Source organism: Mariniflexile sp. TRM1-10 (assembly GCF_003425985.1).
Lineage (GTDB): Bacteria > Bacteroidota > Bacteroidia > Flavobacteriales > Flavobacteriaceae > Mariniflexile.
Genome location: NZ_CP022985.1, coordinates 1,581,867 through 1,605,152, shown reverse-complemented (window position 1 = coordinate 1,605,152; position 23,286 = coordinate 1,581,867). Strand labels below are relative to the sequence as shown.

Here is a 23,286-nt window from a genome sequence, read left to right as displayed (position 1 = left end):
AATGTATATCTATGATTAATAAAAAAATAACGCTAGAAGAACTTTTAATAACGCTTGTGGTTTTTTAATGCTTAATTTGATATTTATATGATTTTTGTCATATTTTTGTCTGTAAATAAAGAGGTTTTGAAAAAATAATTTAGAACAAATCTAAATAACATGACAGTTAACAACGATAAAAATCAGCAAAAAAATAACGCTGTAAGTTCATTTAATGAAACTAAAGTAGAAGACGGTTTTTTGGTTTTGGTTTATAAAAATGATGGAAACGAAACGCAAAGCCTTATTAAAGAAATAAATAGCGATTATATTCAATTTCATTTTTGTATTAAAGGCTCAAGTAAATTTGTTTTTAACGAAGGGCGTTACATGCTTAATATTCTTGAAGAAAACTCGTTGTTATTATATAATCCGCAACGTGATTTGCCAATAAACCTTCAAGTAAGTCCTAACTCTTGGATGGTTTCTGTGTTAATTTCAATTAAAAAATTCCACGGGTTGTTTTCTCAGGAAGCCGACTACATTTCATTTTTAAATGAAGACAACAAAGACAAAAAATATTATAAAGATGGCAATATTACTCCATCTTTGGCTATTGTTTTAAACCAATTAATAAATTACAACCTAAACCAATCTATTAAGGATTTGTATTTTAAAGGTAAGGCTTACGAACTTTTAAGTTTGTATTTTAACAGAAGTGAAGATGCCAATATTGAACAATGCCCATTTTTGGTTGATGAAACCAACGTTATAAAAATTAGAAAAGCTAAAGATATTATCATTGCTCGTATGTCAGAACCACCAAGTTTACAAGAACTGGCAGACGAAATTGGGTTGAATCTTAAAAAACTAAAAGAAGGTTTTAAGCAAATCTATGGTGATTCAGTGTTTAGTTTTTTGTTCGATTACAAAATGGAAGTTGCCCGGAAACTATTGGAGTCGGGCGAAAATAACGTGAACGAAGTAGGCTTAAAAGTAGGTTACAGTACTGCAAGCCATTTTATTGCAGCTTTTAAAAAGAAATATGGCACAACGCCCAAAAAATATTTAATGTCCTTAAACTAATTTACATATGAAAAACATTTTAATAGTTTTTATCGTTTTTTTATCGCTTTCGTGCAAAGCGACAAACACTTCTGATAGTCCAGACAAGGTCCTTGTTTTTACGAAAACAAGCGGATTTAGGCATGAATCCATTGAAATAGGAGTAAAAACCATTGAAGAATTAGGCAAACAAAACAATTTTGAGGTGACCCATACAGAAGATGCCACCCTGTTTTCTACAGAAAATTTAAAGCAATACAAATTGGTTGTTTTTCTAAATACGACTGGCGATGTTTTGAATGCAGAAGAAGAACACGCTTTTGAGATCTTTATAAAAAATGGTGGAAGTTTTGTGGGGGTTCATTCGGCTAGCGATACCGAATTTGAATGGGCTTGGTACGGAAAACTTGTCGGAGCTTATTTTTTAAACCACCCAAAACAAGCAACCGCTACCATAACCCGAGTTAACAATACGCATCTGTCTACAAAACATTTGCCAGAACAATGGATTCGACATGATGAATGGTATAATTTTAAATCCATCAATCAAGATATAAATGTGTTGCTAAATCTAGAAGAATCGACTTATGAAGGCGGAGAAAATGGCGCATTTCATCCCATAGCCTGGTACCATGAATTTGATGGAGGTCGATCGTTTTACACCGCTTTGGGGCACACTAACGGGTCGTATGTCGAACCCAAATTTAAACAACACTTGTTAGGTGGTATTTTGTATGGTTTAAAGCGGTGAGTTTATATCAAAAAATTAAACAGATGAAACACCCATGAGAACCACATTCACCTACACGAAGATGATTATAAAGGGAGTTCCATACCTGTACTGAGCCCAGTCGAAGATGGACAATTAAAAAACAATAAATATAAAAAGATGAAATATTTAACCCCGGAAATTGAAGCATTGTCCAAAAATGCAAACACAAAATCGTTAGTGCGCTCCAGTACTTCTTGTGGTATTTTTCAAGATTGCGATTATACTGAAGAACGGCCTAAATTATATCATCAGCAAAAAATTGAAAACAAGAAAAATTGATTTTAAAATAGACCTCACAGGTTTTTAAAACCTGTGAGGTCTGAGAAATAATAAAATTGCACATATGGTTAAAGAGATTTCTTTACTTTTTTTAATAATGATTTCTTTAATAAGGTGTAATAAATTCTTAGCAGAAAATATGAATGGTATTTATTACAAAATAAATATACTAAAATAAATATACTATAATAATGAAGGCTATTTAGCTTTTATAGTATAGATGAAAAAATATTAAAATTCATTAAATGAATGCTGAAAATCAAGTGGTTTGTGCAAAAACTTCCCAATAAATGTCAAATAATTTTTCAATAAAAAATTAATTTAAGGTTTGTTAAAAATCTTAAGATTATACTTATGAGCGATAATTTAAAGCTCAAAACATAAAAATTCGCAGACTGCATTTCATCTAAATTTTTAGTATCTTATCGTTTATTATTTAAATTATTATTATGTTTGGTTTAGTAATCTCACAATAATCGATAAAATATGCTTATATGTAAAATCATCACCGCTAAATAGTTATAACTTTTTAAAGTTTTATTTAGACTATTTTATCATTCCAAAGATGGAATTTATAAGATTGAAATAATTTCATTTCAATTATGGATACATATTTATTTGAACTATTAATAATAAAAATTAAACCAATTAAATGAAACAATAAAACCCTCAAACACCCAATAACCAACCATATAAATTTGATGAATATTCACAAATTTATTAAACCAACCTAAACTATGAATAAAACATTATTATTAACATTAACAGTTTTTTGTTTAATAACTTCATGTAAAACTAACGAAGTGTCAGAGACCGCTAAGGATGAGTGCAAATTATTTAACATTGGAAATTATGTATTTTACAACCCAAGAGTATATGAAGTTCCAGTAATTTTTAAAAAAGGGAGCCACGCCCTATTACACGATGATTATGTTCCAGTATGGTATTCAGGATACTGCGCAGAAAATTTACCATCTTTTTTTAAGACAAAAGAAGATTTTTTGAAACATGTTCATTCTAAGATGAAACAGTACAAAGGGGATCTTTTTTATGAGCAAAAATATGAAGCGTATAAAACAGATTCAGTTGGACTAAATAATATATATCATGAAGGATATCACTTATTATTTAGAGGAACAGTGAGTGTTAAAAATTTATCTTCAGGTAACGAATATTTATTGGTTGAAGGTAAAAACTATATTGAAAATGAATCTGACTATGATAAAAATACAGAATTTTATGAAAGTGATGTCAAGTCAATGTTTGCTTTTTTATTGGAAGATGGCATTTATAAGTTTGTTGATATAGATTATGTTATAGGGAATTTTACAAAACAGCAAAATGATAAAGTATTCTCTATTTTAAGCACAAAAACATTAATTAATCAAACATGTGTAGAAAATGTGAATAACATAAAAAAACCAAACTTTGATAGATCAGAACTACCTGGTTGGGTTTACAATAAGTCAGAATTAGACGAGTAAATCAGATTTTACATAAAAATTTTATTAATATGCAGATTAGAATTACTAGTGTTCTAATCTGCATATTTTTTTAATTAACAAATGAGAATGCCTATAAATTATAGCGTTTTTAATTCAAATACAATATCATTCAACATTTGTATTGTATTTTTGTGATACAATATTATTTATATGAAAGGTATTATACTTGTGAATCTTGGCTCTCCAGATAGCCCAACACCAAAAGACGTAAAAAAATATTTAGGTGAGTTTTTAATGGACGAGCGGGTTATCGATATCCCTCTTATTGCCAGAACAGCACTTGTAAAAGGCATTATTTTAAAAACGCGCCCGAAACAATCGGCAGCAGCTTATAAAAAAATATGGTGGGAAGAAGGGTCGCCTTTAATTGTGCTTTCAGAAAGACTTCAAAAGAAAATACAAAAACAAACCAGTTTGCCTGTGGCTTTGGCGATGCGTTATGGCAGTATGACCATTAAAAAAGGACTTCAAGAGTTGGTTGATAAAGGTGTCGATGAGGTGTTATTGTTTCCGTTATACCCGCAGTTTGCTATGGCAACTACCGAAACGATTACGGTTTTAGCCGAAGAACTTCGTCAGCAACATTTTCCAAATTTAAAAATAGAATCGGTGCCGGCATTTTATAACAAACCCGATTATATTGAGGTGCTTTCAGATGCCATTAAGCGCCATTTAGAAGGCAAGAATTACGAGCACTTATTATTCTCTTATCACGGTGTTCCAGAACGACATATTCGAAAAAGTGATGTAACGAAATCGCATTGTAAAATTGATAGCAGTTGTTGTATAACGCCAAGTAAAGCCCATGAGTTTTGTTACAGGCATCAATGTTTAGAGGTTACCCGATTGGTGGCTGAAAAATTGCAGCTTAAAGAAGGAAGTTATTCAACATCATTTCAATCGCGTTTAGGTTTCGATCCGTGGTTGCAACCGTATACCGATAGAACCATTGAACGTTTAGGAAAAAACGGCATCAAAAACATGGCTATTGTAACCCCGGCATTTGTGAGCGATTGTTTGGAAACTTTAGAAGAAATAGCGATAGAAGGACAGGAGATTTTCCATGAAATGGGAGGAAAAGACTTTACAACCGTACCTTGTTTAAATGATGATGATGCTTGGGTAGCACTGCTTTCAAAATGGATTAACGAATGGGCTTCTGTTGAAACATCCATGCTAAAAACACCTTTAACAAACGGGGACATGCTTATGGATGTACCATCTGACCGATAAAAATAATAAATATAAACAGATGAAACAATAAACGTGTAATGGCAAAAGTATCATCACAAGATTTAGGATCGCAACCCATAGGAAAAATTTTGATTAAGCAAGCGGTTCCTGCATCTATTGGTATTTTAGTTATGTCGTTAAACATTCTGGTCGACACCATTTTTGTGGGCCATTGGATAGGTTCTACAGCCATAGCCGCTATTAATGTGGTGTTGCCGGTTTCCTTTTTTATTGCAGCTTTAGGGATGGCCATTGGTATCGGTGGGTCTTCCATCATTTCAAGGGCTTTAGGGGCAGACAGTAAAAACAAAGCACTCAAGACTTTTGGGAATCAAATTACGTTAACCGTTTTACTTACAGTTACTTTAGTGATTGTTGGATTGATTTATTCTGATGCCATTATTCTATCATTTGGAGGTAAAGGTGCTATTTTCGAACCTGCTAAAATTTATTATACTATTGTATTGTATGGCGTCCCATTTTTGGCGCTAAGTATGATGGGAAACACCGTTATTAGGGCGGAAGGGAAACCTAAATTCGCCATGTATGCGATGATGATTCCATCGGTAAGCAACCTACTATTAGACTATATTTTTATAAATGTGTTGGACTTTGGTATGGAAGGCGCTGCTTGGGCTACGTCGTTGTCTTACATCGTATGTTTTATTTATATATGGTGGTTCTTCATGTCGAAGCATTCTGAATTGAAAATTGATTTTTCACATTTCGGATTAAACACGTCAATAGTTTCGGAAATTGGGTCTTTAGGATTTGTAACGCTTGCAAGACAAGCCGTGGTAAGCGTTACCTATCTATTCATGAACAATATTTTGTTCGATTTAGGAGGGGAAATCTCTGTTACTGCCTATGCCATTGTGGGACGTATGCTTATGTTTGCCATGTTTCCCGTTTTAGGAATTACACAAGGCTTTTTGCCTATAGCAGGGTATAACTATGGGGCAGGGAATTATCACCGGGTCAGGCAAAGTATTAATATTGCGATAAAGTATGCCACCATATTATCAACATGTATATTTGTTATCCTCATGGTTTTTCCCGAGGCTATTACTAGAATGTTTACAACCAATTTAGAGGTCATTCAACAAACACCAAACGACATGCGCTGGGTATTTGCTGCAACACCCATTATAGCTGTTCAGCTTATTGGTGCAGCCTATTTTCAGTCTATCGGGAAAGCAATTCCCGCCTTATTATTAACTTTAACGCGCCAAGGTTTTTTCTTTATTCCGTTAATATTAATATTGCCAAAGTTTTATGGCGAATTGGGGGTTTGGATATCCTTCCCAATTTCCGATGTGCTTTCAACCATTGTAACCGCTTATTTTTTAAATAGAGAAGTAAAAGCCACTTTAATTAATCAACCTAGTTAGTTATGGAATATTACAACTACATAAAATCGTTTCACCTTATTTTTGTAATCACTTGGTTTGCAGGCTTATTTTACATTCCAAGATTATTTGTTTATCAAATAGAAGCGTTTCATAAGCCATCACCCGACAAAGAAATTCTTGGAAACCAATTAAAGCTCATGGCAAAACGTTTGTGGTTTATCATCACATGGCCATCAGCAATATTAGCGACCATTTTTGCCATTTGGCTCCTTATTTTGCAGCCTTTTTGGTTGCAACAACCTTGGATGCATGTAAAATTAGCATTTGTTTTATTGCTCATCGTCTATCACTTAAAAACCCATCAATACTACAAACAACTTCAAAACGATGTGGTAAAGAAATCATCCAGTTTTATGCGTATCTGGAACGAAGGTGCCACCTTTATCCTATTCGCCGTTGTATTTTTAGTGGTTTTAAAAAGCGCTATCAATTGGGTTTGGGGCATTGTAGGCATTCTTGTTTTGGGCGTTTTAATCATGTTAGGGTTCAAAATTTATAAAAACATCCGAGAGAAAAATCCTGAGGCATAGTCTGAAATGTAATTAATGTTTCAAGGTCATAGCATTAGGATTTAGAATTTTATTTTTAAATCACCCTTAGAGCTGTTTGGTTCAATTATTGCTATATTTAAAGCATCATTCTTTTAAATCACTTTATTATATGGAAGCGACAAGTGACCTATAAAAGCAATGAAAAAAGATACATGAAATTAAAAAAACTTTCATTACGAATCCGTATTTTTTTCGCCATGATCCTGTTGGTTTTACTGGCATCTATACTTATTTCGGCAGTTGCTATTTACCAGTATAAAGAACAAAGTGAAGATTACCATAGAGAACGATTAGAGCGTAAAGAAGAAAACATCCAATCGCATTTAAAACATGTTTTAAACGGTAGGCAAAACACATGGGAAGTTAAAACAGAAAACATTCCGATTATATTTAAAGAAGAGGTTTACAATATTGCCGATATTCACAAACTTCAAATTAATTTATACGATCTAGAAGGCTCTTTGCTAATTTCTTCAAAAGCAGGCTTGCAAAATAACGAGGCAGATCAATGTATGGATGTCGAAATTTTAAATGCCATATCTAATACGGCTTCACATAGGTATGTAGATAAACGGATAGAAAATGGCGAGGCTTTTCAATCGTCTTATACCTACCTCATTGACCAAAAATCTAAAGAAATAGCCATACTAAATTTACCCTATTTAGAAAAAGACGATTTTCTTACTAAAGAGCTTGAGGAATTTCTAACCCGAATTGGGTATGCCTTTATATTTGTGTTGCTTATGGCCATTGCTATTGCGTTTTTATTATCTAAATACATCACAAAATCATTAAAAACCATTAGCGATAAAATTAACACCACCCGATTAGAAAAACGCAACCAAAAAATAGTTGTGAACGACACCAGCGAAGAGATTTCTACCTTGGTTAGCTCTTATAATAGCATGATTGACGAACTTGAAGAAAGTGCTATACAATTAGCACGAAGTGAACGCGAACAAGCTTGGAGGGAAATGGCAAAACAAGTAGCGCACGAAATTAAAAACCCGTTAACGCCCATGCGTTTAACAGTTCAAAATTTTCAGCGTAAGTTTGATCCTAATGATGAAAATATTCATTCCAAACTAGATGAGTACAGCAAAACCTTAATTCAGCAAATAGACACCATGAGTTCTATTGCATCGGCATTTTCGAATTTTGCTAATATGCCAGCGCAACAAAACGAAACCTTAAATGTTGTTTACATTGTAAAGTTAGCTTTAGAAATATTTAATGAAGATTACATCAATTTTACGGCAGAAAAAGAAGAAATCATAGCGAAGCTAGATAGAACACAACTTATACGTGTAGTTACCAATTTGGTTAAAAATGCCATTCAAGCGATGCCAGAAGATCAAACCCCAAAAATTAATATTAACGTATCCACATATAAAAACGACGTGGTTATTATAGTTTCAGACAATGGTTCGGGTATTTTAGAAGAGAATATCGAAAAGGTTTTCGAACCAAAATTCACCACCAAGACCAGTGGTATGGGGCTTGGGTTGGCCATGGTTAAAAACATCGTAGAAACCTATAAAGGCACTATTACATTTAACTCAGAGAAAGATAAAGGCACCGTATTTAGGGTGACGTTTCCTAAAGAATAGTTAGAATGTTCAATTACGAAAAAAGAAATAATAAATGGTTCTTTTTGTTATTGGGAGGGTGTTTGACTCTAATAATTAATTATTATTTATATGATTTAATTATTTCAGATCCTTGTTATTACCATAGCCACCAAGCTGATTTTTGGATTAATTTATTTTATAATACAGGCTCTATTACAAATGGGCATCCAGAACCAAATATTTTTAATTTCTTTTTTACAATCATAGTGGGTTTGTTCATCGGAAACGTGATTTATAATTACAGTAAAAAGAATAAGATTGAATCTTAAAACATACAATTATGGCTTACAATAATATTTTAGTAGAAGAAAACAATGGCATAACCACCATAACCATTAATCGGCCAAATAAATTAAACGCCTTAAACAAGCAAACCATTGAAGAGTTGCACGACGCACTAAAAGAGGAAGCAGCAGATGAAGACACAAAAGTGATTATAATTACGGGAAGCGGAGAAAAAGCGTTTGTTGCAGGTGCCGATATTAGCGAATTTGCAAATTTTAATGTAGAAGAAGGCGCAAAATTAGCCGCTAAAGGACAAACCATGCTGTTCGATTTTATTGAAAACTTATCAAAACCCGTTATTGCTGCTGTAAACGGTTTTGCATTAGGTGGTGGGTTGGAATTGGCCATGGCATGCCATTTTAGAATTGCCAGCGATAATGCTAAAATGGGTTTGCCCGAAGTATCGCTTGGAGTTATTCCTGGGTATGGCGGTACACAACGCTTGCCACAATTAATAGGTAAAGGACGCGCTATGGAATTGATAATGACGGCGGGCATGATGGATGCCAACCAAGCTTTAAATTACGGGTTGGTAAACCACGTAACCACCCTAGAAGAATTAATACCGCTTTGCGAAAAAATAGCCCGTAAAATTTCCAATAACTCCATGGTTGCTATTGGTGCAGCTATTAAAGCCATCAATGCCAATTTTAAAGATGGTGTTAATGGATATACTGTTGAAATACAGGAATTTGGCAACTGTTTTGGTACCGATGATTTTACCGAAGGGACTACGGCCTTTTTGCAAAAACGGAAGGCTAATTTTTCTGGGAAGTAGACTTTAGGATTAATTTTAGTGGTTTGTTCAACAAAGAACTCATCATGACTTTTTCTATTTCCTAAAACCTGTCTGCCGGCAGGCAGGAATGGCTAAAATTTATCCATATTTCGTTACTTTTTTTATGTGTAGCGATGCTATGCCTTGCAAAAAGAGCCTCATCTGTATAAATTTTATCTCATTTTCGGTTAAAAATAAAAAGTCAAGATGAGTTTAAAGAACAAGAACAATTCTACTCATGAAAAATACTGGTTTTCCCTCTTTTTTTTCTGTAAGCTTTAATGGTATAAATTATAACTCCAATCAGCGATAAACTTAAGAAGAAGTATGTGGCTATTACGTACCCTAATCTATATTTTGGTGGTTTACCTAAATATTGACTAATATCTTTGGTGGTATCTATTTTAATGGAATTGAAGAGTTCGGTTTTAACATCGGGATTAAACTGTGTATCACTAGCATAGAAAAAAGTGTATAAATTTTTATTTAATAAATAAAATTCGGCTTCATAAGTAGGCGTATCTAAATCGTTTACAAATTTTAAATTATAACCTGTAAAGCCATCTTTTTCAACAAGTGTTGCGGATTTTAAATAGTAAGGAATTCGATATCTCATTCTAGCTATAACACGATTATATTCATCAATTAAACTAGCGTAATCGTATGGCAATCTAGAAAGACTTTCCTTTTGGTCTTCATTTTCAAAAAGCACTTTTTGTACAATAAAGTTGTAAGTATCAGTTTTAAATCTAATTTGGTGTATTTTAACACCATCTACAAGGGTGTCCGATTCAACGAAATTTTTTGGAACATCCAAACTAACCAAGTCATCTAATTTATGCGAGATCATATCGCTATTTTGAGAGGTTAATATGCTGGTAATTAAAACGAAAAATAATATAGAAAGCTTTTTCATAACACAGTAATTCTTAATAATCCTTTAATAAGGTTTAAAATTTGAACAAGTCTAAAATATGCATTTTTTCAACTCCATAAACAATTCATATCCATATTTAATAAAACATTATTATTGATTCTGTTTTAAGATATGGTTTGGTAGGTAAATTAAGATGATAGTTGTCAAAAAGCCGTTCCCATTTTTATAGTTTTTAGTAATTACAATTAATTTTAAAAGATGGAATGAATGGGTTTAATATTGAAATTCAATATGTATTTGTTTTGGCCTTTCTGAGATTTAGCTGTTTTTAATGAAAAACACAATTGTACAACAGTCGCAGTTGTTGTAGGGTGTTTTTTAGAATGGTAAGTCGTCATATTCATCACTTTGGCTACTCAAAGCATTAAGAGCATCGACTACTTCTTTACTGTTAAATATTTCAGTTAAAATTCTTTCTACATCATCAATATTTTCCCCAATGTATTTTTTGTCCGTCAAATTCGAATAGATAGCAAAAGGATAAATTTTAAGAGTGCCGTGTGCTAATCTTAAAAGGGTAAATGAATATCCTAAACTTGGGGATATTATTTTCATAGAATGTATAAACAACTCACCAGAAAAATCTTCTTTAGTTTGTTTGTCCATTATTGAATGTGCAGAAACTGAAGACAATGTGCCTTGAAGCCTTCTATTCGTAGCTTGTGTTAGAAATCCTATTTGCTCCGTTAAAATTTCTTTTGGGGTACTTTTATGTTCTTCCTGTTTAATATTATTCGGCCAAAAGCTCTTGTTCTTCATATTTATTTTTTTTAATTAGTTTAAGTTGGAATTTAATTGGTAAATGGTCTGAATAATCTTTATCAATACGTGTGTATCCGTTGATTTTTTTTACCAGTGAATTATTGCCGATTTTTGAAATTATAGTTAATTCATTTTCATCAAAATATGGAATTAATTCAGGTCTTATCATTATTTGGTCATATAAATTCCAAAAATAATTAATAGGTTTATAAGTATTGTGAAAATGTGTGCCCTGTACACTTCCTTTCGATTCATCACCAAGAAAACTCCACATAGGATTATAAAAATAATTATAAGACTTTCCTTGATAATTTCTACTCATTGTTGAGGCAATTTCCTTATTGTTGATATTATGTAATCCTGCAGAATTCACCAGACCATCTTCAAAGGGGTTCATATTAAAATCGCCTAATATCAGAGTATTTCTTGTACTAGATTTAAATTCCTCTAACTCTATATCTGTTTTTAGTTCGACACAAAGACCAAAGTGGTCACTGGGATTTCCCCAATTAAATTTAGAAGGAAAATGTGTAATTGTCATTAATTTTTTCTCGAATTTAGGAATATTTATTTCAAAGATTCCATAACGTCCGTGACCACTATTTTCCTTAATGTCTATGTTTGGAACACTAGAGAAAATTTTCGGACGACGAAATAATCTCGGTTGAAATTGTCTAAAATCTTGATTAATATTTTTCAATGTATTCAATAAAAAAGTGTCATCGGCTGAATTTTCAATGAGCACTATCAAGTTTATTTTATACTCAATCACTAAATCTTTAATCTCATCAATTAAAGGTTTTTTATAAGTGTTCCAATAAAGTATGTTTAATTCAGTCATTGTTTATTTAAATGCCCTAAGTCTCTAAGGTATGGTCAGTTTTAATTGGATATATCGACTGTTACTAAAATAAATTCAGCAAAAGTAAACGAAGTTAGCTGATTTTTTTGATAAACTGATAAAATTCCTACCTTTATTTTGTTGATAACCCATTTTTGTTTTAACAGTTTTCAGTAAAAAATATAAGTAATTTTAAAGTGTCTAGTTCGCAGCATATACTCTTTATTTTTACTACAATGAACCCAAAAACTACCATAAAAGGCCGTGGCGCACAGCTTAATGTACCCAATAAATTCTTCGAATTGAGCCACGACATGCGCGATGATTTTTTGGAATTCTGTCATAAAGAAGGGGAGCAAAGTGATAAAAACAAAACACTTTATTTAGAAGTTTTTCCTAAAACCATCGTCAATAAAGTGGCGAGTCCAGATATTGGCATGTCTTATTCCATGAATGCGTACCAAGGCTGCGAACATGGGTGTATTTATTGTTATGCCCGCAATAGCCACGAATTTTGGGGCTATAGCGCTGGGTTGGATTTTGAGCGTCGTATTTTGGTGAAAAAAGATGCTCCAAAATTATTGGAGGAATTATTGAAAAAGAAAACTTGGAAAGCACACCCCATCGTCATGTCTGGCAATACCGACTGTTACCAACCTGCCGAAAAACAATTCGAAATTACCCGCAACTGTTTGGAGGTGTTTTTAAAGTATAAGCATCCTGTTGCCATCATCACAAAAAATGCTTTGATTCTTAGGGATTTAGATATTTTGCAGGAACTTTCAAAAGAAAATTTAATAGGCGTAAATGTTTCTATCACATCACTTTCTGAAGAAACCAGACGGGTTTTGGAACCAAGAACGGCAAGCATAAGCAAGCGTTTGGAAACCGTAAAAACATTAAGCGACCATGGTATTCCCGTGAATGTGATGTTAGCACCTATTATTCCAGCTATAAACAGCCATGAGATACTGCCTTTAGCAAAAGCCGCTTCAGATCATGGCGCTTTAGGGATAGCGCATACTATTGTGAGGCTTAATGGCGCTATTGGAGAAATTTTTACCGATTGGATACACAAAACCATGCCCGATAAAGCCGAAAAGGTATTGCACCAAATAGAAAGTTGCCACGGTGGCACTTTAAACGATTCGCGTTATGGTACCAGAATGCGTGGTGAAGGTAAAATTGCCGAACAGATTAATAACCTAGTAAAGTTAGCAAGACAAAAGTATTTTAAAGATAAGCAGATGCCAAAATTAAATACGCAGTTGCACGAGCAGTTTAAAGACGGGCAATTAAGATTATTTTAGCGTGAGTTCGATTTAAAAACAATTCTATATTTAAGGATAAACCCAACTATTAATGAGGTTGTCACATTGAGCATTATTGAAAATGAAAATATATTTTTATTTGAAGATAAAAGCGCAGCTTGCGAAAGGTTATTAAAATCGATAACTTTTATAGGTTTCGACTTTAGTTAATCTTGAGCGCAGTCGAAAGGCTCAACCTGACATTAAAATATAAGTAATTTATTTTCAGTTAAATACACTCTTTATTATAAACTCAAGTTATTTTAAATATTAAACAAAAAAACGTGGGCAAATTGCCCACGCCTTTCAAAAAATAATTAGGGATTGGTTAGCTCTTGATTTCTTTTGTGAAAACTCTTCCTTCAGTAGTAAAAACAATTTTGTAATGACCTTTGTTTTTACCTGTTAGTTTAAAAATTCTACTAACGTTTTCGGTGTCTTTAACTTTTTCAGAATAAATAAGTTCTGGTTCATTAAAAGCACTTTCAGCACCAATAAAATAAATAGCTATGTCCATTGGCGCCTTGTTTAAAGAGAGTCTTGAAACAAAAACGACATCTCCTTTTACTCGTGTTACAGGTTTAAAAATGGTAGTTTCCATTTCTTTTTTAAAAATAACCGTATTTGAAGATACAGTAAAAGGGATGGTTTGTATTTCTACATCTTTATCAAGCTCAAAAATGTAACTACCGTTTGGTAGAGACGTTAAATCGAAACCGTTAGTATAGATTCCAGATTGCTTAATGAGCTCTTTATATAGTACAATACCATTATCATCTTTAATAGACAATAGGTTTCCTTGCTTTACATTGTTTAAAGTAAGAGAGGTTCTTTCAGCATCATTTTCAATTTTAAAAAATGATACTTCATTTGCGAAACTTAACAAGGTAGCAAACATTGTTACCATTAAGATTCCTTTTTTTGAGGTGTTTAATACGTTTTTCATGATTTGGTGTTTTTAACGTTTCACAAGACAAATATAGAGCAGTTTTTAAGTTTATAAAACATTGATATTGATATGTTTATGTGCTATTTTACCTGTTATATTTACATCAAATTTGTGTTAAATTAAAATAGCATATAAAGCGGTTAATTGTGTGTTTATTTATAATACCCTTTAAGCTTTGAAATGACCGCAATAAAACACCCTTTTTCCCTTTCTACTTCAAAATAAAAGACAACCGTAACTACGGCTATGCGCCATGCGCCAGCTGGCTCGTCGTTAAAATGTGCATGGCACATTTTCTTTTCTCTCCGCCCTCTTTCTTGTATAAAGAAAAAAATCATTCTTTTATTTTACAGTAATTTCAAAGATTAAATGGTATAAGGATTAATAAAAGCTGATAAAATGACTAAATTGAAAATGGAGTAAAAAAAAAGTGAGCCACCACAGCTCACTTTACCAACTAAACTAAATAAGACATTAAACTAATTATTAATGAATTTTGTGAACTCTTTGTTATCAGAGTTAATGATTATTTTATAATTTCCTTTTTCTAATTTATAAACTCTTTCAATAGCTTGAACCCCTGTAATTTTTTCTGAGTGCAATAGTTCATACTCGCTATTGTTGTCGGTATAGATGCTAATTTTCATAGCTTCAAGATTTGGAGACAATTTAGTAACGAATAATAAGTTTCCTTTTTGTTTTAAATGAGGTTTAAAGCTTGTCGTTCCTTTGCTTCTATTAAGAACAACGTTTTTAGAATTAATGGTGAACGGTATCGTTTTAATTTCAAAATCTTTATCCAATTCAAAAACATACTCACCATTGGGAAGCGACGTTAAATCGAAACCTTTAGCGTAGATTCCAGATTTCTGAATAAGTTCTGAATATAGTATGTTGCCATTAGCATCTTTTATAGACAATTGGTTACCTGCCTTTACATCGGTTAAGGTTAGTGCGGTTTTTTTAGCATCATCTTTAATAAATGAAGCTTCATTAGCAAAACTTAATAAGGTAGCAAACATGGTTACCATTAAGATTCCTTTTTTTGAGTTGTTCAATACGTTTTTCATGATTTGGTGTTTTTAACGTTTCACAAGACAAATGTAGAGCAGATTTCAAGGTTATAAAACATTAGGATTGACCAATTTATATGCTATTTTATCTGTTATTATTACATTAACTTTTTGTTAAGTTAATATAGCATACAAAGCGGGTAAATGTCCATAGTTGAAATGTCATGTAGAATGAATTTTAGATAGTTAGAAGGTTAGATAGTTAGAAGGTTAGAAAGTTTGATGGTTGTAAAGTTGGAAAGTTTGATGGTTGGATTTTTTTTAAACGACGACAGGATACCTTTTATGATTGATGATTAATGATTGACGATTCTGAATTAAGAAATCAAAACCAACAACGCTTTCACGGCTGTGAAAGTGAAAGCAAATGCTATGATGGCTGGCAGACCTTTGTTTGTGTAAGCATATAATAAATAAGACCTCACAGGTTTTTAAAACCTGTGAGGTCTCTCTATAAAGATTAAAGATCCTGTTACATATGGGATTTTCTGTTCTTGGGTGTTTTCACATATATCTTGAAAAGTAGCGTGTTTATTGGTGAGGATTTTAAAGGACACGAGCGAACGAACTGGTGCAAGTAAAATCGGAAGCCAGCAAGTTACCTTTTACGATTGATGATTAATGATTAACAATTCAGAATTTAGAACTCGAAACTTCGAAGTCAAAGACTTCACATAGCTGGGGTTACCACCAGAGGTTTAAAAGAAGCCGATATGTTGGAAATAGTAGAATTAATTGATGAAGTTATTGCCAATCACGAAAATGAAGCCGTTTTAGAGGCTGTGAAATTGAAAGCAAATGCTATTGGCTGGCAAACATTTGTTTGTGTAAGCATATAATAAATAAGACCTCACAGGTTTTAAAAACCTGTGAGGTCTCTCTATAAAGATTAAAGATCCTGTTACATACGGGATTTTCTGTTCTTGGGTGTTTTCACATATATCTTGAAAAGTAGCGTGTTTATTGGTGAGGATTTTAAAGGACACGAGCGAACGAACTGGTGCAAGTAAAATCGGAAGCCAGCAAATTACCTTTTACGATTGATGATTAATGATTGACAATTCAGAACTCAAAACCAACAACGCTTTCACGTTTATAAGTTCTAAAGTTTATACAGTATAATATAAATATTTAAATTAGGCTTTTAGAAAATTCGATTGAGAATAGTTAATACTATTATTTGATATTTAAGGAATTAAATTTATTGTAAAGGTTGAATACAATAATTAGGAAACAAAATTAAAGGACCAAAAAGTTTTGAAGATAGTAAGCTTTTAGGTAAATACTCTTTTTTAAAAAGTGTTGAATTAAATCGGAATTTTAATCTGTATCAAAAATAAAATCAAAATCAAATAGTTCTTTAGGTTGTACTTCTAAACCCTTAGCTAAAGACAAAATGGTCCTCATACTGATTCCATGTTCACCATTGAGAGCTCTATAAACTTGTTTAGGTTCAATTTTCCCCAAAGAGGCTACGGTCATTACATCCTTTCCTTTAGATGCTATAAGTTTCTCCAAATGTAGACCAAAGGCTATATAATATTCTTTGTTTAAATCTTTCACAGTGTGAAAATGAAGCTTAATTCAAAATAATAATTGTCATATTTGACAATTATTGAATTTATTTGAATATATTTGAATCTCCTTTAAAGAATAAAGGAGTATTTTTGCGACTCTTCAAATGAAAATATTGAAGCATTCGCTTTGAGTCTTGTATCAGAAAACTGGTAATTTTTAAGTACACAAGATGATAAGTAAGATGCTCACGTCTCTCTCTTTGGGCGTGGGCTCACTTATTTGTGTACGGGTATACCAGTACCTCTGATGCAGTAAGCTGAGTTCCGCGCCTTTTTTGTTTCCGTACACAAAGGGTTTAATGGGGATCATGACCTTGTTTTTCAGGCAACTTCAACTTTACACAACATTATAAAAAGAAGCATGTATTAACCTTAAACCTGACCCTTATGGAAGAAAACAAGAAACCTATAGACCCCAACTCCTTTATACTGCCACAGCACGATATTTTAGACTCTCTGGCATTATTACTGAACAGGTCAAGCCTCAGCAATGCCGTTAAAGAACACTGTGGCACGGCGCTCAAGGTTATGGGCATTATATATACCGACCTGGCATACAACACGGGAACACAGCTTTTATCAAGAAAGGAATTCGACACGTTCTATGAATCGTTACCAAGCGTATATTTTACCAATAGGGAACTGGTATCCATCGATACGCTGACCAAGAACATAAAAAGGTGCATCGAAACAAATGTCGTTGTGTCCATTGGGAGGGAAGGCACAAAGCCATGAGGGAAGACAAAAAAGAACCAACACTTAAGGACTACAACACACTTTTTAAGAGCCTGTACCCACAACTATGCGTATTCGCATACAAGTACCTCGATAATTTGGAAACTTCAAAAGACATCGTTCAGGAGGTTTTTATCAAGGTATGGGAAGACAAAACCACTTTTGAAAATGAGGATCATAGCACTGGCTATTTTTATAAAGCCGTAAAAAACAGATGCCTCAACCATCTAAAAAGCAAACAACACTTGGTTACAGAGCGTTATGGGCAGACAAACCTTGAAGCCTATGGCACGGAAGAATTCCTTATGTCCGAAGCCGTAATCGTGGAAACCACCGTTATCATAGAGAACGCCATCAAGACACTTCCGGAAAAAGCTGCCCAGGTGATAAGGCTCAGCATCAAGGACTACACCAATGATGAGATCGCCAAGGCACTGTCCATCTCTGTCAATACGGTCAAGGACCATAAAAAAGTGGCATACCGAAAACTAAGAAAGCTTCTGGGGTTTTTAAGGCAGGTTTTGGGGATTTTGGGTTTTGGATAATCAAAATGAATGCTTTTGCTAGAATAGAATAACTTTGACTTGATTCCCAAAAAGCTGAGTAAAAAATTGGCAAAAAAAAAGTGAGCCACCACAGCTCACTTTACCAACTAAACTAAATAAGACATTAAACTAATTATTAATGAATTTTGTGAACTCTTTATTGTCAGAGTTATTTTATATAGTATTTAACTTTTCAAAACTTACGATTGTGATATTAGTAATGTTTTTTATTTACTAACATTCAACGGTACAAAGATATGGTAGAAGCGTAGCTTACAAAACATCAAATTTGACCAGTTTATATGCTATATTAACTGTTAATTAAATGTTAAATGGATGTTAAGTTAAAATAACATACAATCGAGTTAATTAAGGCTATATTTGCATAATAATATATTGTAATTTTGTTTTAAAAATATTTGTTATGATTAATAAAAAACCAACTTTTAGGAAACTCACCCCAAGTTTCGGAAGTTCTATATTAGTTAAGCAACATGTAGAAACCATAGATAAAAACGGCGCTTACTGGCATTTTCATCCGGAATTAGAGCTTATTTATATAAACAAAGGGCAAGGTAAAACACACATAGGAAATCATTTATCCTATTTTAATAATAGTCAATTGATACTTATTGGATCCAATTTACCACATAATGGCTTTACAGATCGTTTAACTGCCAATGGAACCGAAACGGCTATACAGTTTAAGTCGAATTTTTTAGGTGATGATTTTTTGAATGTACCTGAAATGGCAGCTATAGTATCATTATTTGATAGAGCCAAAAAGGGGATAAGATTTAAGGTAGAAACAAAACAGAAAATAGGCCCGAAAATAGAAAAGCTATTAGAGCACGGCGGTTTAAAGCGTGTTTTAAAATTTTTAGAGATTTTAGAATATTTAGCAACAACAGATGATTATACGTTGTTAAATGCAGATGGGTTTGCTTTTGAAGCGGAGGCTCAGGATAGTTCGAAAATTGATATTATATTTAAATATGTCAATAAAAATTTTCAAAATCATATCACTTTAGATGAAATAGCCGATGAGGTAAGTATGACGGTGCCAGCGTTTTGTAGATACTTTAAAAAAGCCACCGGAAAAACCTTTACACAATTGGTAAACGAATATCGGGTGGTGCATGCTACCAAATTGCTTAATGAAAGCCAAAAAAGTATTGCTGATATTTGTTTTGAATGTGGGTTTAATAATTTTTCACATTTCAACAAACAATTTAATGAAATTACAGGCAAAAGTGCCTCAAATTATAGAAAGGAAATAAAGCTGATTATCCAATAATTAAGTTTAAAGATGTCAGGTTGAGGTATCTTTTTATTCTAAAAAAAGCAATATAAAATGACGTTTAGTTTGTCAGACTGAGCTTGTCGAAGTCCTAGTTTAAAAAAATGTCATCGGTAGAGCAATCGAAACCTGTATTTTAGACGATGCCATTCCATTCTTTGTAAAACTGCTCAAGATATAGTTCCATAAAAGCATGCCTTTTAGTAGCTATATCTTTTCCTGTTTTTGTATTCATCTTGTCTTTTAAAAGCAATAATTTCTCATAAAAATGATTGATGCTAGGGGCTGTTGATGTTTTATATTCTGCCTTAGTCATAGAAAGATGAGGCTTTATTTCTGGGTTATAAAGTTCCCTGTTTTTAAAACCACCGTAATTAAAACATCTTGCAATACCAATGGCACCAATAGCATCCAATCTATCGGCATCTTGAACAACATCCAGTTCAGCCGATTTAAATTTTTGCGCCTCGTTTCCGCCTTTAAAAGAGATGTTTTCAATAATATTTACAACATGCTCAATAACTTGAGAATCAACATTCAGTTTAAATAAAAACTCACGGGCTACTTGCGGACCCACAGTTTCATCGCCATTATGAAATTTACTATCGGCAATATCGTGTAATAAAGCACCAAGCTCAACAACAAATACATCTACAGCTTCATTTTTAGAGATGTGTAGCGCATTATTATACACCCTTAGGATATGAAACCAATCGTGTCCACCTTCAGCATCAGCAAGGGTTTCTTTTACAAAACCGATGGTTTTATTTATTATTTCTTTTGAAGTCATAAGGGTATAAAAATAAAAATTCCTTTCGGTTTAGAAAGGAATTTATTAGAAAGTAATTTAATAATGTAATGTTTAGTACATGACAAAAACTGCAGAGGGTCACATTGAGCCTTTCGGCTACGCTCAAGATAAACTAAAGTCGAAATGCGATTAAATAACAATATTTTCAATGTCTTCGACTGCGCTCAGACTGACATCTGAATATATTTGGATTTTTGTCATGTACTAAAAATGTAATGATATATTATTTTATAACAGCAGGCTCTACCCATTTAAACTGGAATGAGTTTTGTGGTATTTTAATACGTTCAGATAAACGGTACATTCTGTCCGGAAGTTTCATTAGATAATCTCTGGCTTTTTCGGCTTCATCGCTAAGCCCAGTAATTTTATCTATTTCCCAACGTTTAATTAATTTATCTAAAATATCAACGTAATCTGTTGATGTGTAAACGCCAATTCGCTGTGCAGTATTTGAGAACTCTTCAAAAGCGGTACTAATTTGGTTGCCCGATTCTCTTAAAAAATGTGCTGGCATGGTAATTTTAAGTTTCATCATATCATGAAACGCCATCATCATTTGACTGGGATCTACCTTAAAAATACGCTCTACAAACTCAGAATAGGCGTGGTGGTGCCTCATTTCGTCTCCAGAAATTATTTGGCACATTTTTGCTAACTGCTTATTGCCACTCTTTTTAGCAATTTTAGCAACCCGATTATGTGATATATACGTTGCCAACTCTTGAAAACTAGTGTAAACAAAGTTTTTATAAGGGTCTCTATCCGTACCAATATCAAAACCATCGGCAATTAAATACTGGGTTGTTTTTTCAATTTCTTTCATGTTTACACGCCCAGAAAGGTATAAATATTTGTTAAGTACATCGCCATGGCGGTTTTCTTCACCCGTCCAGTGGCGTACCCATTTAGACCATCCGTTACGTTCTACTTGTCCAACACCTTCAACATCCATTAACCAGGATTCGTAGGTTGGTAATGCTTCTTCGGTAATCATATCACCTACCAAAACCACCCAAAAATCATAAGGCAATTCTTTTGATAATTCTCTTATTTCGCGTACTTCTTCAAAAAAAGTATCACTTTCAGAATTTGGCAAAAAATCTGTTGGTTGCCATATAGTTTCAACAGGGATTAAATACTTCTGTATTAAAGATTCCACGTCCTTTTCCAAAAACTGCATCACCTCTAGTCTTACATTCTTTAACGACATCTTTATAATTTTTAATGATTTATATTGTTTTTAATAGTAGCTTCAATACTATTAATAAGTTCTTCTTTGTTTACAAAGGTACTAACTTTTAAAGGCTTATGCACGGTAAAAGCAATATGTGTGCCTAAACCCAGTGGAAATTTACCATATTTTAACATTTTCCACGAGTTATTTATGGTGATCGGCACAACAGTCGCCGAAGGAATTTTTTTTAATAGGACTTCTAATCCTTTGGTTTGAAATGGTTTAGGTTCACCGTTTTTACTTCTAGTTCCTTCAGGAAAAATAACGGCAGCACGTTTGTTGGTTTCAATGTATTCGCCAAATTTCATAAGCGCCGGTAGTGATTGTCTGGGATTTTTTCTATCGATTAAAGCGGCGCCACCATGGCGTAAATTGTAAGACACACTGGGGATGCCTCTGCCTAATTCTATTTTGCTAATAAACTTTGGGTGGTGCTTACGCATATACCACGTAATAGGGTAAATGTCGTGTAAACTTTGGTGGTTGGCAACAATAATTAAAGGTTGATTGGTGTCTATTTGGTATGGATTGTTAAATGTAAAACGTGTGCCTAGTATATTGGCGCATCGCATGAGGCAAAACTGTAAAGCATCCACGCTTTTTTTATGTGCCTGATAACCGAATACATTAAAACAAAACCACTGAATGGGATGAAATATAACCAATGTTAAAAAAAAACATAGGTAATATATAATACTTAAAGGGTATGAAAATATTTTTTGCATGCCCCAAAAATAAACAAAAACAGGTTTTAATAAACAGCTACACAGATGTTATTTTCACAATTTACACTGCTTGGAGGCATGGCATAAGCACAATCGGAAACAATCCCCCATTTTTTATTAAAATCAGCTTCCTTTTTATTGTAATTTGCTACCATATTTTCCAAGTTTTCAACATCTATAGAAGTTGAATATACCAAATAACTCCAAGGACCACCACAAGGTTTGCTTCCTAAGGCAATAAATTTACAAGTGGTGTTTTCATTACAAATTGAAGTTGCCGCTAAATCCTCAATGGCTTTTTTAGAAGCATGTAATTCTTGCAGTTCATCATCTTTTGTTGAAGTGGCATTATCTTCACAAGTAAATGCCGTTAAAAATAAGCAGGTAGTAAATAAAAGTAGGAGCAACTTTTTCATAGCTTCATTTTTTATTGTTAGATGGTCATTACTGTAAAAGGTTGCGTAATAAAGTAAAAAACCACGATTTGGTCGTGGTTTTTAATTTATGCAATTTCAAGCCTTTTTGTTCTCTTTTGTTTTTGAGAGAGGTTTGGCAATATCAATATGATGATTAGCAATACTCGTTATAAGCATCGATAAGGTTTTCCGAAATTAATTCTGCAGGTCTGCCTTCAATGTGGTGACGCTCTAACATGTGCACCAATTCACCATTTTTAAACAGGGCCATACTTGGCGAACTTGGAGGAAACGGTACCATATGACCACGAGCTGCATCAACAGCTTCTTTGTCAACACCTGCAAAAACCGTCACAATATGGTCTGGGCGTTTGGTGTTTTGTAAACTCATTCTAGCACCTGGGCGTGCATTGGCCGCTGCACAACCGCAAACCGAATTAACGACAACCAATGTAGTGCCTTCTTTGGCCAAAGCCGCATCAACAGCCTCGGCAGTATGTAATTCTTCAAAACCAACTTTGGTTAAATCTTCTCGCATTGGTTTTACTAATTCTGCTGGATACATATTTTTATATTTT

General features: G+C 33.2%; 27 protein-coding genes. 15 read left to right on the top strand and 12 right to left on the bottom strand.

The window, feature by feature from the left end:
* The first annotated feature begins 159 nt into the window (after positions 1-159).
* The 10 genes from CJ739_RS06885 (at position 160) to CJ739_RS06845 (ending at position 9,490) form a co-directional block, all read left to right on the top strand.
* The gene (locus tag CJ739_RS06885) at positions 160-1,065 is read left to right on the top strand and encodes a helix-turn-helix transcriptional regulator (protein WP_117173716.1); all 906 of its coding nucleotides are present in this window, start codon (positions 160-162) and stop codon (positions 1,063-1,065) included.
* 7 nt (positions 1,066-1,072) lie between these two features.
* On the top strand, positions 1,073-1,795 hold the full coding sequence (locus CJ739_RS06880; RefSeq protein ID WP_117173714.1) for a ThuA domain-containing protein: 723 nt from the start codon (positions 1,073-1,075) through the stop codon (positions 1,793-1,795).
* Between the two features lie 138 nt (positions 1,796-1,933).
* A complete protein-coding gene (locus CJ739_RS20305) occupies positions 1,934-2,095 on the top strand; it encodes a hypothetical protein (RefSeq protein WP_162880150.1) in 162 nt (53 codons plus the stop codon).
* A 737-nt stretch (positions 2,096-2,832) separates the two neighbouring features.
* Positions 2,833-3,579 (top strand): hypothetical protein, encoded by a 747-nt coding sequence (locus CJ739_RS06875; protein ID WP_117173712.1) that lies wholly within the window; start codon positions 2,833-2,835, stop codon positions 3,577-3,579.
* Positions 3,580-3,750: 171 nt separating this feature from the next.
* On the top strand, positions 3,751-4,833 hold the full coding sequence (gene hemH, locus CJ739_RS06870) for a ferrochelatase (RefSeq protein ID WP_117173710.1): 1,083 nt from the start codon (positions 3,751-3,753) through the stop codon (positions 4,831-4,833).
* 38 nt (positions 4,834-4,871) lie between these two features.
* Positions 4,872-6,224, top strand: coding sequence for an MATE family efflux transporter (locus CJ739_RS06865; RefSeq protein WP_117173708.1), 1,353 nt, complete (start codon positions 4,872-4,874; stop codon positions 6,222-6,224).
* A 2-nt stretch (positions 6,225-6,226) separates the two neighbouring features.
* Positions 6,227-6,775: a CopD family protein gene (locus tag CJ739_RS06860; RefSeq protein WP_117173706.1), complete on the top strand. Its 549-nt coding sequence runs from the start codon at positions 6,227-6,229 to the stop codon at positions 6,773-6,775.
* A 173-nt stretch (positions 6,776-6,948) separates the two neighbouring features.
* Positions 6,949-8,406, top strand: a complete 1,458-nt coding sequence (locus CJ739_RS06855) for a sensor histidine kinase (RefSeq protein ID WP_117178802.1) — start codon at positions 6,949-6,951, stop codon at positions 8,404-8,406.
* A gap of 5 nt (positions 8,407-8,411) precedes the next feature.
* Positions 8,412-8,696: a hypothetical protein gene (locus CJ739_RS06850; protein ID WP_117173703.1), complete on the top strand. Its 285-nt coding sequence runs from the start codon at positions 8,412-8,414 to the stop codon at positions 8,694-8,696.
* 11 nt (positions 8,697-8,707) lie between these two features.
* Entirely contained in the window at positions 8,708-9,490 is a 783-nt protein-coding gene (locus tag CJ739_RS06845) for an enoyl-CoA hydratase/isomerase family protein (RefSeq protein ID WP_117173701.1), read from the top strand.
* 232 nt (positions 9,491-9,722) lie between these two features.
* On the opposite strand, the gene CJ739_RS06840 is transcribed toward CJ739_RS06845, so the two are convergent.
* From CJ739_RS06840 to CJ739_RS06830, 3 genes are all read right to left on the bottom strand, one after another.
* Positions 9,723-10,340 (bottom strand): hypothetical protein, encoded by a 618-nt coding sequence (locus tag CJ739_RS06840; protein ID WP_162880149.1) that lies wholly within the window; start codon positions 10,338-10,340, stop codon positions 9,723-9,725.
* A gap of 405 nt (positions 10,341-10,745) precedes the next feature.
* Positions 10,746-11,186 carry a hypothetical protein gene (locus CJ739_RS06835; protein ID WP_117173697.1) on the bottom strand — a complete coding sequence of 147 codons (441 nt, stop codon included), beginning with the start codon at positions 11,184-11,186 and terminating at the stop codon, positions 10,746-10,748.
* The gene (locus tag CJ739_RS06830) at positions 11,158-12,030 is read right to left on the bottom strand and encodes an exonuclease/endonuclease/phosphatase family protein (RefSeq protein ID WP_117173695.1); all 873 of its coding nucleotides are present in this window, start codon (positions 12,028-12,030) and stop codon (positions 11,158-11,160) included. The genes CJ739_RS06835 and CJ739_RS06830 overlap by 29 nt, the downstream gene beginning before the upstream one ends.
* Before the next feature lie 236 nt (positions 12,031-12,266).
* On the opposite strand from CJ739_RS06830, the gene CJ739_RS06825 reads away from it, so the two are divergent.
* A complete protein-coding gene (locus tag CJ739_RS06825) occupies positions 12,267-13,340 on the top strand; it encodes a PA0069 family radical SAM protein (protein ID WP_117173693.1) in 1,074 nt (357 codons plus the stop codon).
* 328 nt (positions 13,341-13,668) lie between these two features.
* Here CJ739_RS06825 and CJ739_RS06820 read toward each other — a convergent pair whose 3' ends face one another.
* The 3 genes from CJ739_RS06820 to CJ739_RS06810 form a co-directional block, all read right to left on the bottom strand.
* Positions 13,669-14,286 (bottom strand): hypothetical protein, encoded by a 618-nt coding sequence (locus CJ739_RS06820; protein WP_117173691.1) that lies wholly within the window; start codon positions 14,284-14,286, stop codon positions 13,669-13,671.
* A gap of 155 nt (positions 14,287-14,441) precedes the next feature.
* Complete coding sequence (locus CJ739_RS06815) at positions 14,442-14,627, bottom strand: hypothetical protein (RefSeq protein ID WP_117173689.1); 186 nt, start codon at positions 14,625-14,627, stop codon at positions 14,442-14,444.
* A gap of 141 nt (positions 14,628-14,768) precedes the next feature.
* A complete protein-coding gene (locus CJ739_RS06810; RefSeq protein WP_117173687.1) occupies positions 14,769-15,359 on the bottom strand; it encodes a hypothetical protein in 591 nt (196 codons plus the stop codon).
* Between the two features lie 716 nt (positions 15,360-16,075).
* Between CJ739_RS06810 and CJ739_RS20695 the strand changes: the two genes are divergently transcribed.
* Positions 16,076-16,201, top strand: a complete 126-nt coding sequence (locus tag CJ739_RS20695) for a hypothetical protein (protein WP_257791456.1) — start codon at positions 16,076-16,078, stop codon at positions 16,199-16,201.
* A 481-nt stretch (positions 16,202-16,682) separates the two neighbouring features.
* On the opposite strand, the gene CJ739_RS06805 is transcribed toward CJ739_RS20695, so the two are convergent.
* Positions 16,683-16,925 carry a helix-turn-helix domain-containing protein gene (locus CJ739_RS06805; protein WP_117173685.1) on the bottom strand — a complete coding sequence of 81 codons (243 nt, stop codon included), beginning with the start codon at positions 16,923-16,925 and terminating at the stop codon, positions 16,683-16,685.
* 401 nt (positions 16,926-17,326) lie between these two features.
* Here CJ739_RS06805 and CJ739_RS06800 point away from each other — a divergent pair, with 401 nt between their 5' ends.
* From CJ739_RS06800 to CJ739_RS06790, 3 genes are all read left to right on the top strand, one after another.
* Positions 17,327-17,674 (top strand): hypothetical protein, encoded by a 348-nt coding sequence (locus tag CJ739_RS06800; protein WP_117173683.1) that lies wholly within the window; start codon positions 17,327-17,329, stop codon positions 17,672-17,674.
* Positions 17,671-18,219, top strand: coding sequence for an RNA polymerase sigma-70 factor (locus CJ739_RS06795; RefSeq protein WP_117173681.1), 549 nt, complete (start codon positions 17,671-17,673; stop codon positions 18,217-18,219). Before CJ739_RS06800 ends, CJ739_RS06795 begins: the two co-directional genes overlap by 4 nt.
* A 424-nt stretch (positions 18,220-18,643) precedes the next feature.
* Complete coding sequence (locus CJ739_RS06790; protein WP_117173679.1) at positions 18,644-19,516, top strand: AraC family transcriptional regulator; 873 nt, start codon at positions 18,644-18,646, stop codon at positions 19,514-19,516.
* Positions 19,517-19,655: 139 nt separating this feature from the next.
* Here CJ739_RS06790 and CJ739_RS06785 read toward each other — a convergent pair whose 3' ends face one another.
* The 5 genes from CJ739_RS06785 to CJ739_RS06765 form a co-directional block, all read right to left on the bottom strand.
* A complete protein-coding gene (locus tag CJ739_RS06785) occupies positions 19,656-20,309 on the bottom strand; it encodes an HD domain-containing protein (protein WP_117173677.1) in 654 nt (217 codons plus the stop codon).
* 244 nt (positions 20,310-20,553) lie between these two features.
* On the bottom strand, positions 20,554-21,543 hold the full coding sequence (locus CJ739_RS06780; RefSeq protein ID WP_117173675.1) for an acyl-ACP desaturase: 990 nt from the start codon (positions 21,541-21,543) through the stop codon (positions 20,554-20,556).
* A gap of 11 nt (positions 21,544-21,554) precedes the next feature.
* Positions 21,555-22,292 (bottom strand): lysophospholipid acyltransferase family protein, encoded by a 738-nt coding sequence (locus tag CJ739_RS06775; RefSeq protein ID WP_117173673.1) that lies wholly within the window; start codon positions 22,290-22,292, stop codon positions 21,555-21,557.
* 26 nt (positions 22,293-22,318) lie between these two features.
* Positions 22,319-22,708, bottom strand: a complete 390-nt coding sequence (locus CJ739_RS06770; protein WP_117173671.1) for a hypothetical protein — start codon at positions 22,706-22,708, stop codon at positions 22,319-22,321.
* A 154-nt stretch (positions 22,709-22,862) separates the two neighbouring features.
* Positions 22,863-23,273, bottom strand: a complete 411-nt coding sequence (locus tag CJ739_RS06765) for a BrxA/BrxB family bacilliredoxin (protein WP_117173669.1) — start codon at positions 23,271-23,273, stop codon at positions 22,863-22,865.
* Between the last annotated feature and the right edge of the window lie 13 nt (positions 23,274-23,286).

Coding starts and splice junctions, on each gene's coding strand:
- CJ739_RS06875 (WP_117173712.1), top strand. CDS start 2,833: ATGAATAAAACATTATTATTAACATTAACAGTTTTTTGTTTAATAACT.
- CJ739_RS06840 (WP_162880149.1), bottom strand. CDS start 10,340: ATGATCTCGCATAAATTAGATGACTTGGTTAGTTTGGATGTTCCAAAA.
- CJ739_RS06825 (WP_117173693.1), top strand. CDS start 12,267: ATGAACCCAAAAACTACCATAAAAGGCCGTGGCGCACAGCTTAATGTA.
- CJ739_RS06855 (WP_117178802.1), top strand. CDS start 6,949: ATGAAATTAAAAAAACTTTCATTACGAATCCGTATTTTTTTCGCCATG.
- CJ739_RS06800 (WP_117173683.1), top strand. CDS start 17,327: ATGGAAGAAAACAAGAAACCTATAGACCCCAACTCCTTTATACTGCCA.
- CJ739_RS06810 (WP_117173687.1), bottom strand. CDS start 15,359: ATGAAAAACGTATTGAACAACTCAAAAAAAGGAATCTTAATGGTAACC.
- CJ739_RS06830 (WP_117173695.1), bottom strand. CDS start 12,030: ATGACTGAATTAAACATACTTTATTGGAACACTTATAAAAAACCTTTA.
- CJ739_RS06780 (WP_117173675.1), bottom strand. CDS start 21,543: ATGTCGTTAAAGAATGTAAGACTAGAGGTGATGCAGTTTTTGGAAAAG.
- CJ739_RS06795 (WP_117173681.1), top strand. CDS start 17,671: ATGAGGGAAGACAAAAAAGAACCAACACTTAAGGACTACAACACACTT.
- CJ739_RS20305 (WP_162880150.1), top strand. CDS start 1,934: ATGAAATATTTAACCCCGGAAATTGAAGCATTGTCCAAAAATGCAAAC.
- CJ739_RS20695 (WP_257791456.1), top strand. CDS start 16,076: ATGTTGGAAATAGTAGAATTAATTGATGAAGTTATTGCCAATCACGAA.
- hemH (WP_117173710.1), top strand. CDS start 3,751: ATGAAAGGTATTATACTTGTGAATCTTGGCTCTCCAGATAGCCCAACA.
- CJ739_RS06860 (WP_117173706.1), top strand. CDS start 6,227: ATGGAATATTACAACTACATAAAATCGTTTCACCTTATTTTTGTAATC.
- CJ739_RS06765 (WP_117173669.1), bottom strand. CDS start 23,273: ATGTATCCAGCAGAATTAGTAAAACCAATGCGAGAAGATTTAACCAAA.
- CJ739_RS06885 (WP_117173716.1), top strand. CDS start 160: ATGACAGTTAACAACGATAAAAATCAGCAAAAAAATAACGCTGTAAGT.
- CJ739_RS06835 (WP_117173697.1), bottom strand. CDS start 11,186: ATGAAGAACAAGAGCTTTTGGCCGAATAATATTAAACAGGAAGAACAT.
- CJ739_RS06785 (WP_117173677.1), bottom strand. CDS start 20,309: ATGACTTCAAAAGAAATAATAAATAAAACCATCGGTTTTGTAAAAGAA.
- CJ739_RS06790 (WP_117173679.1), top strand. CDS start 18,644: ATGATTAATAAAAAACCAACTTTTAGGAAACTCACCCCAAGTTTCGGA.
- CJ739_RS06865 (WP_117173708.1), top strand. CDS start 4,872: ATGGCAAAAGTATCATCACAAGATTTAGGATCGCAACCCATAGGAAAA.
- CJ739_RS06820 (WP_117173691.1), bottom strand. CDS start 14,286: ATGAAAAACGTATTAAACACCTCAAAAAAAGGAATCTTAATGGTAACA.
- CJ739_RS06845 (WP_117173701.1), top strand. CDS start 8,708: ATGGCTTACAATAATATTTTAGTAGAAGAAAACAATGGCATAACCACC.
- CJ739_RS06775 (WP_117173673.1), bottom strand. CDS start 22,292: ATGCAAAAAATATTTTCATACCCTTTAAGTATTATATATTACCTATGT.
- CJ739_RS06880 (WP_117173714.1), top strand. CDS start 1,073: ATGAAAAACATTTTAATAGTTTTTATCGTTTTTTTATCGCTTTCGTGC.
- CJ739_RS06770 (WP_117173671.1), bottom strand. CDS start 22,708: ATGAAAAAGTTGCTCCTACTTTTATTTACTACCTGCTTATTTTTAACG.
- CJ739_RS06850 (WP_117173703.1), top strand. CDS start 8,412: ATGTTCAATTACGAAAAAAGAAATAATAAATGGTTCTTTTTGTTATTG.
- CJ739_RS06815 (WP_117173689.1), bottom strand. CDS start 14,627: ATGATTTTTTTCTTTATACAAGAAAGAGGGCGGAGAGAAAAGAAAATG.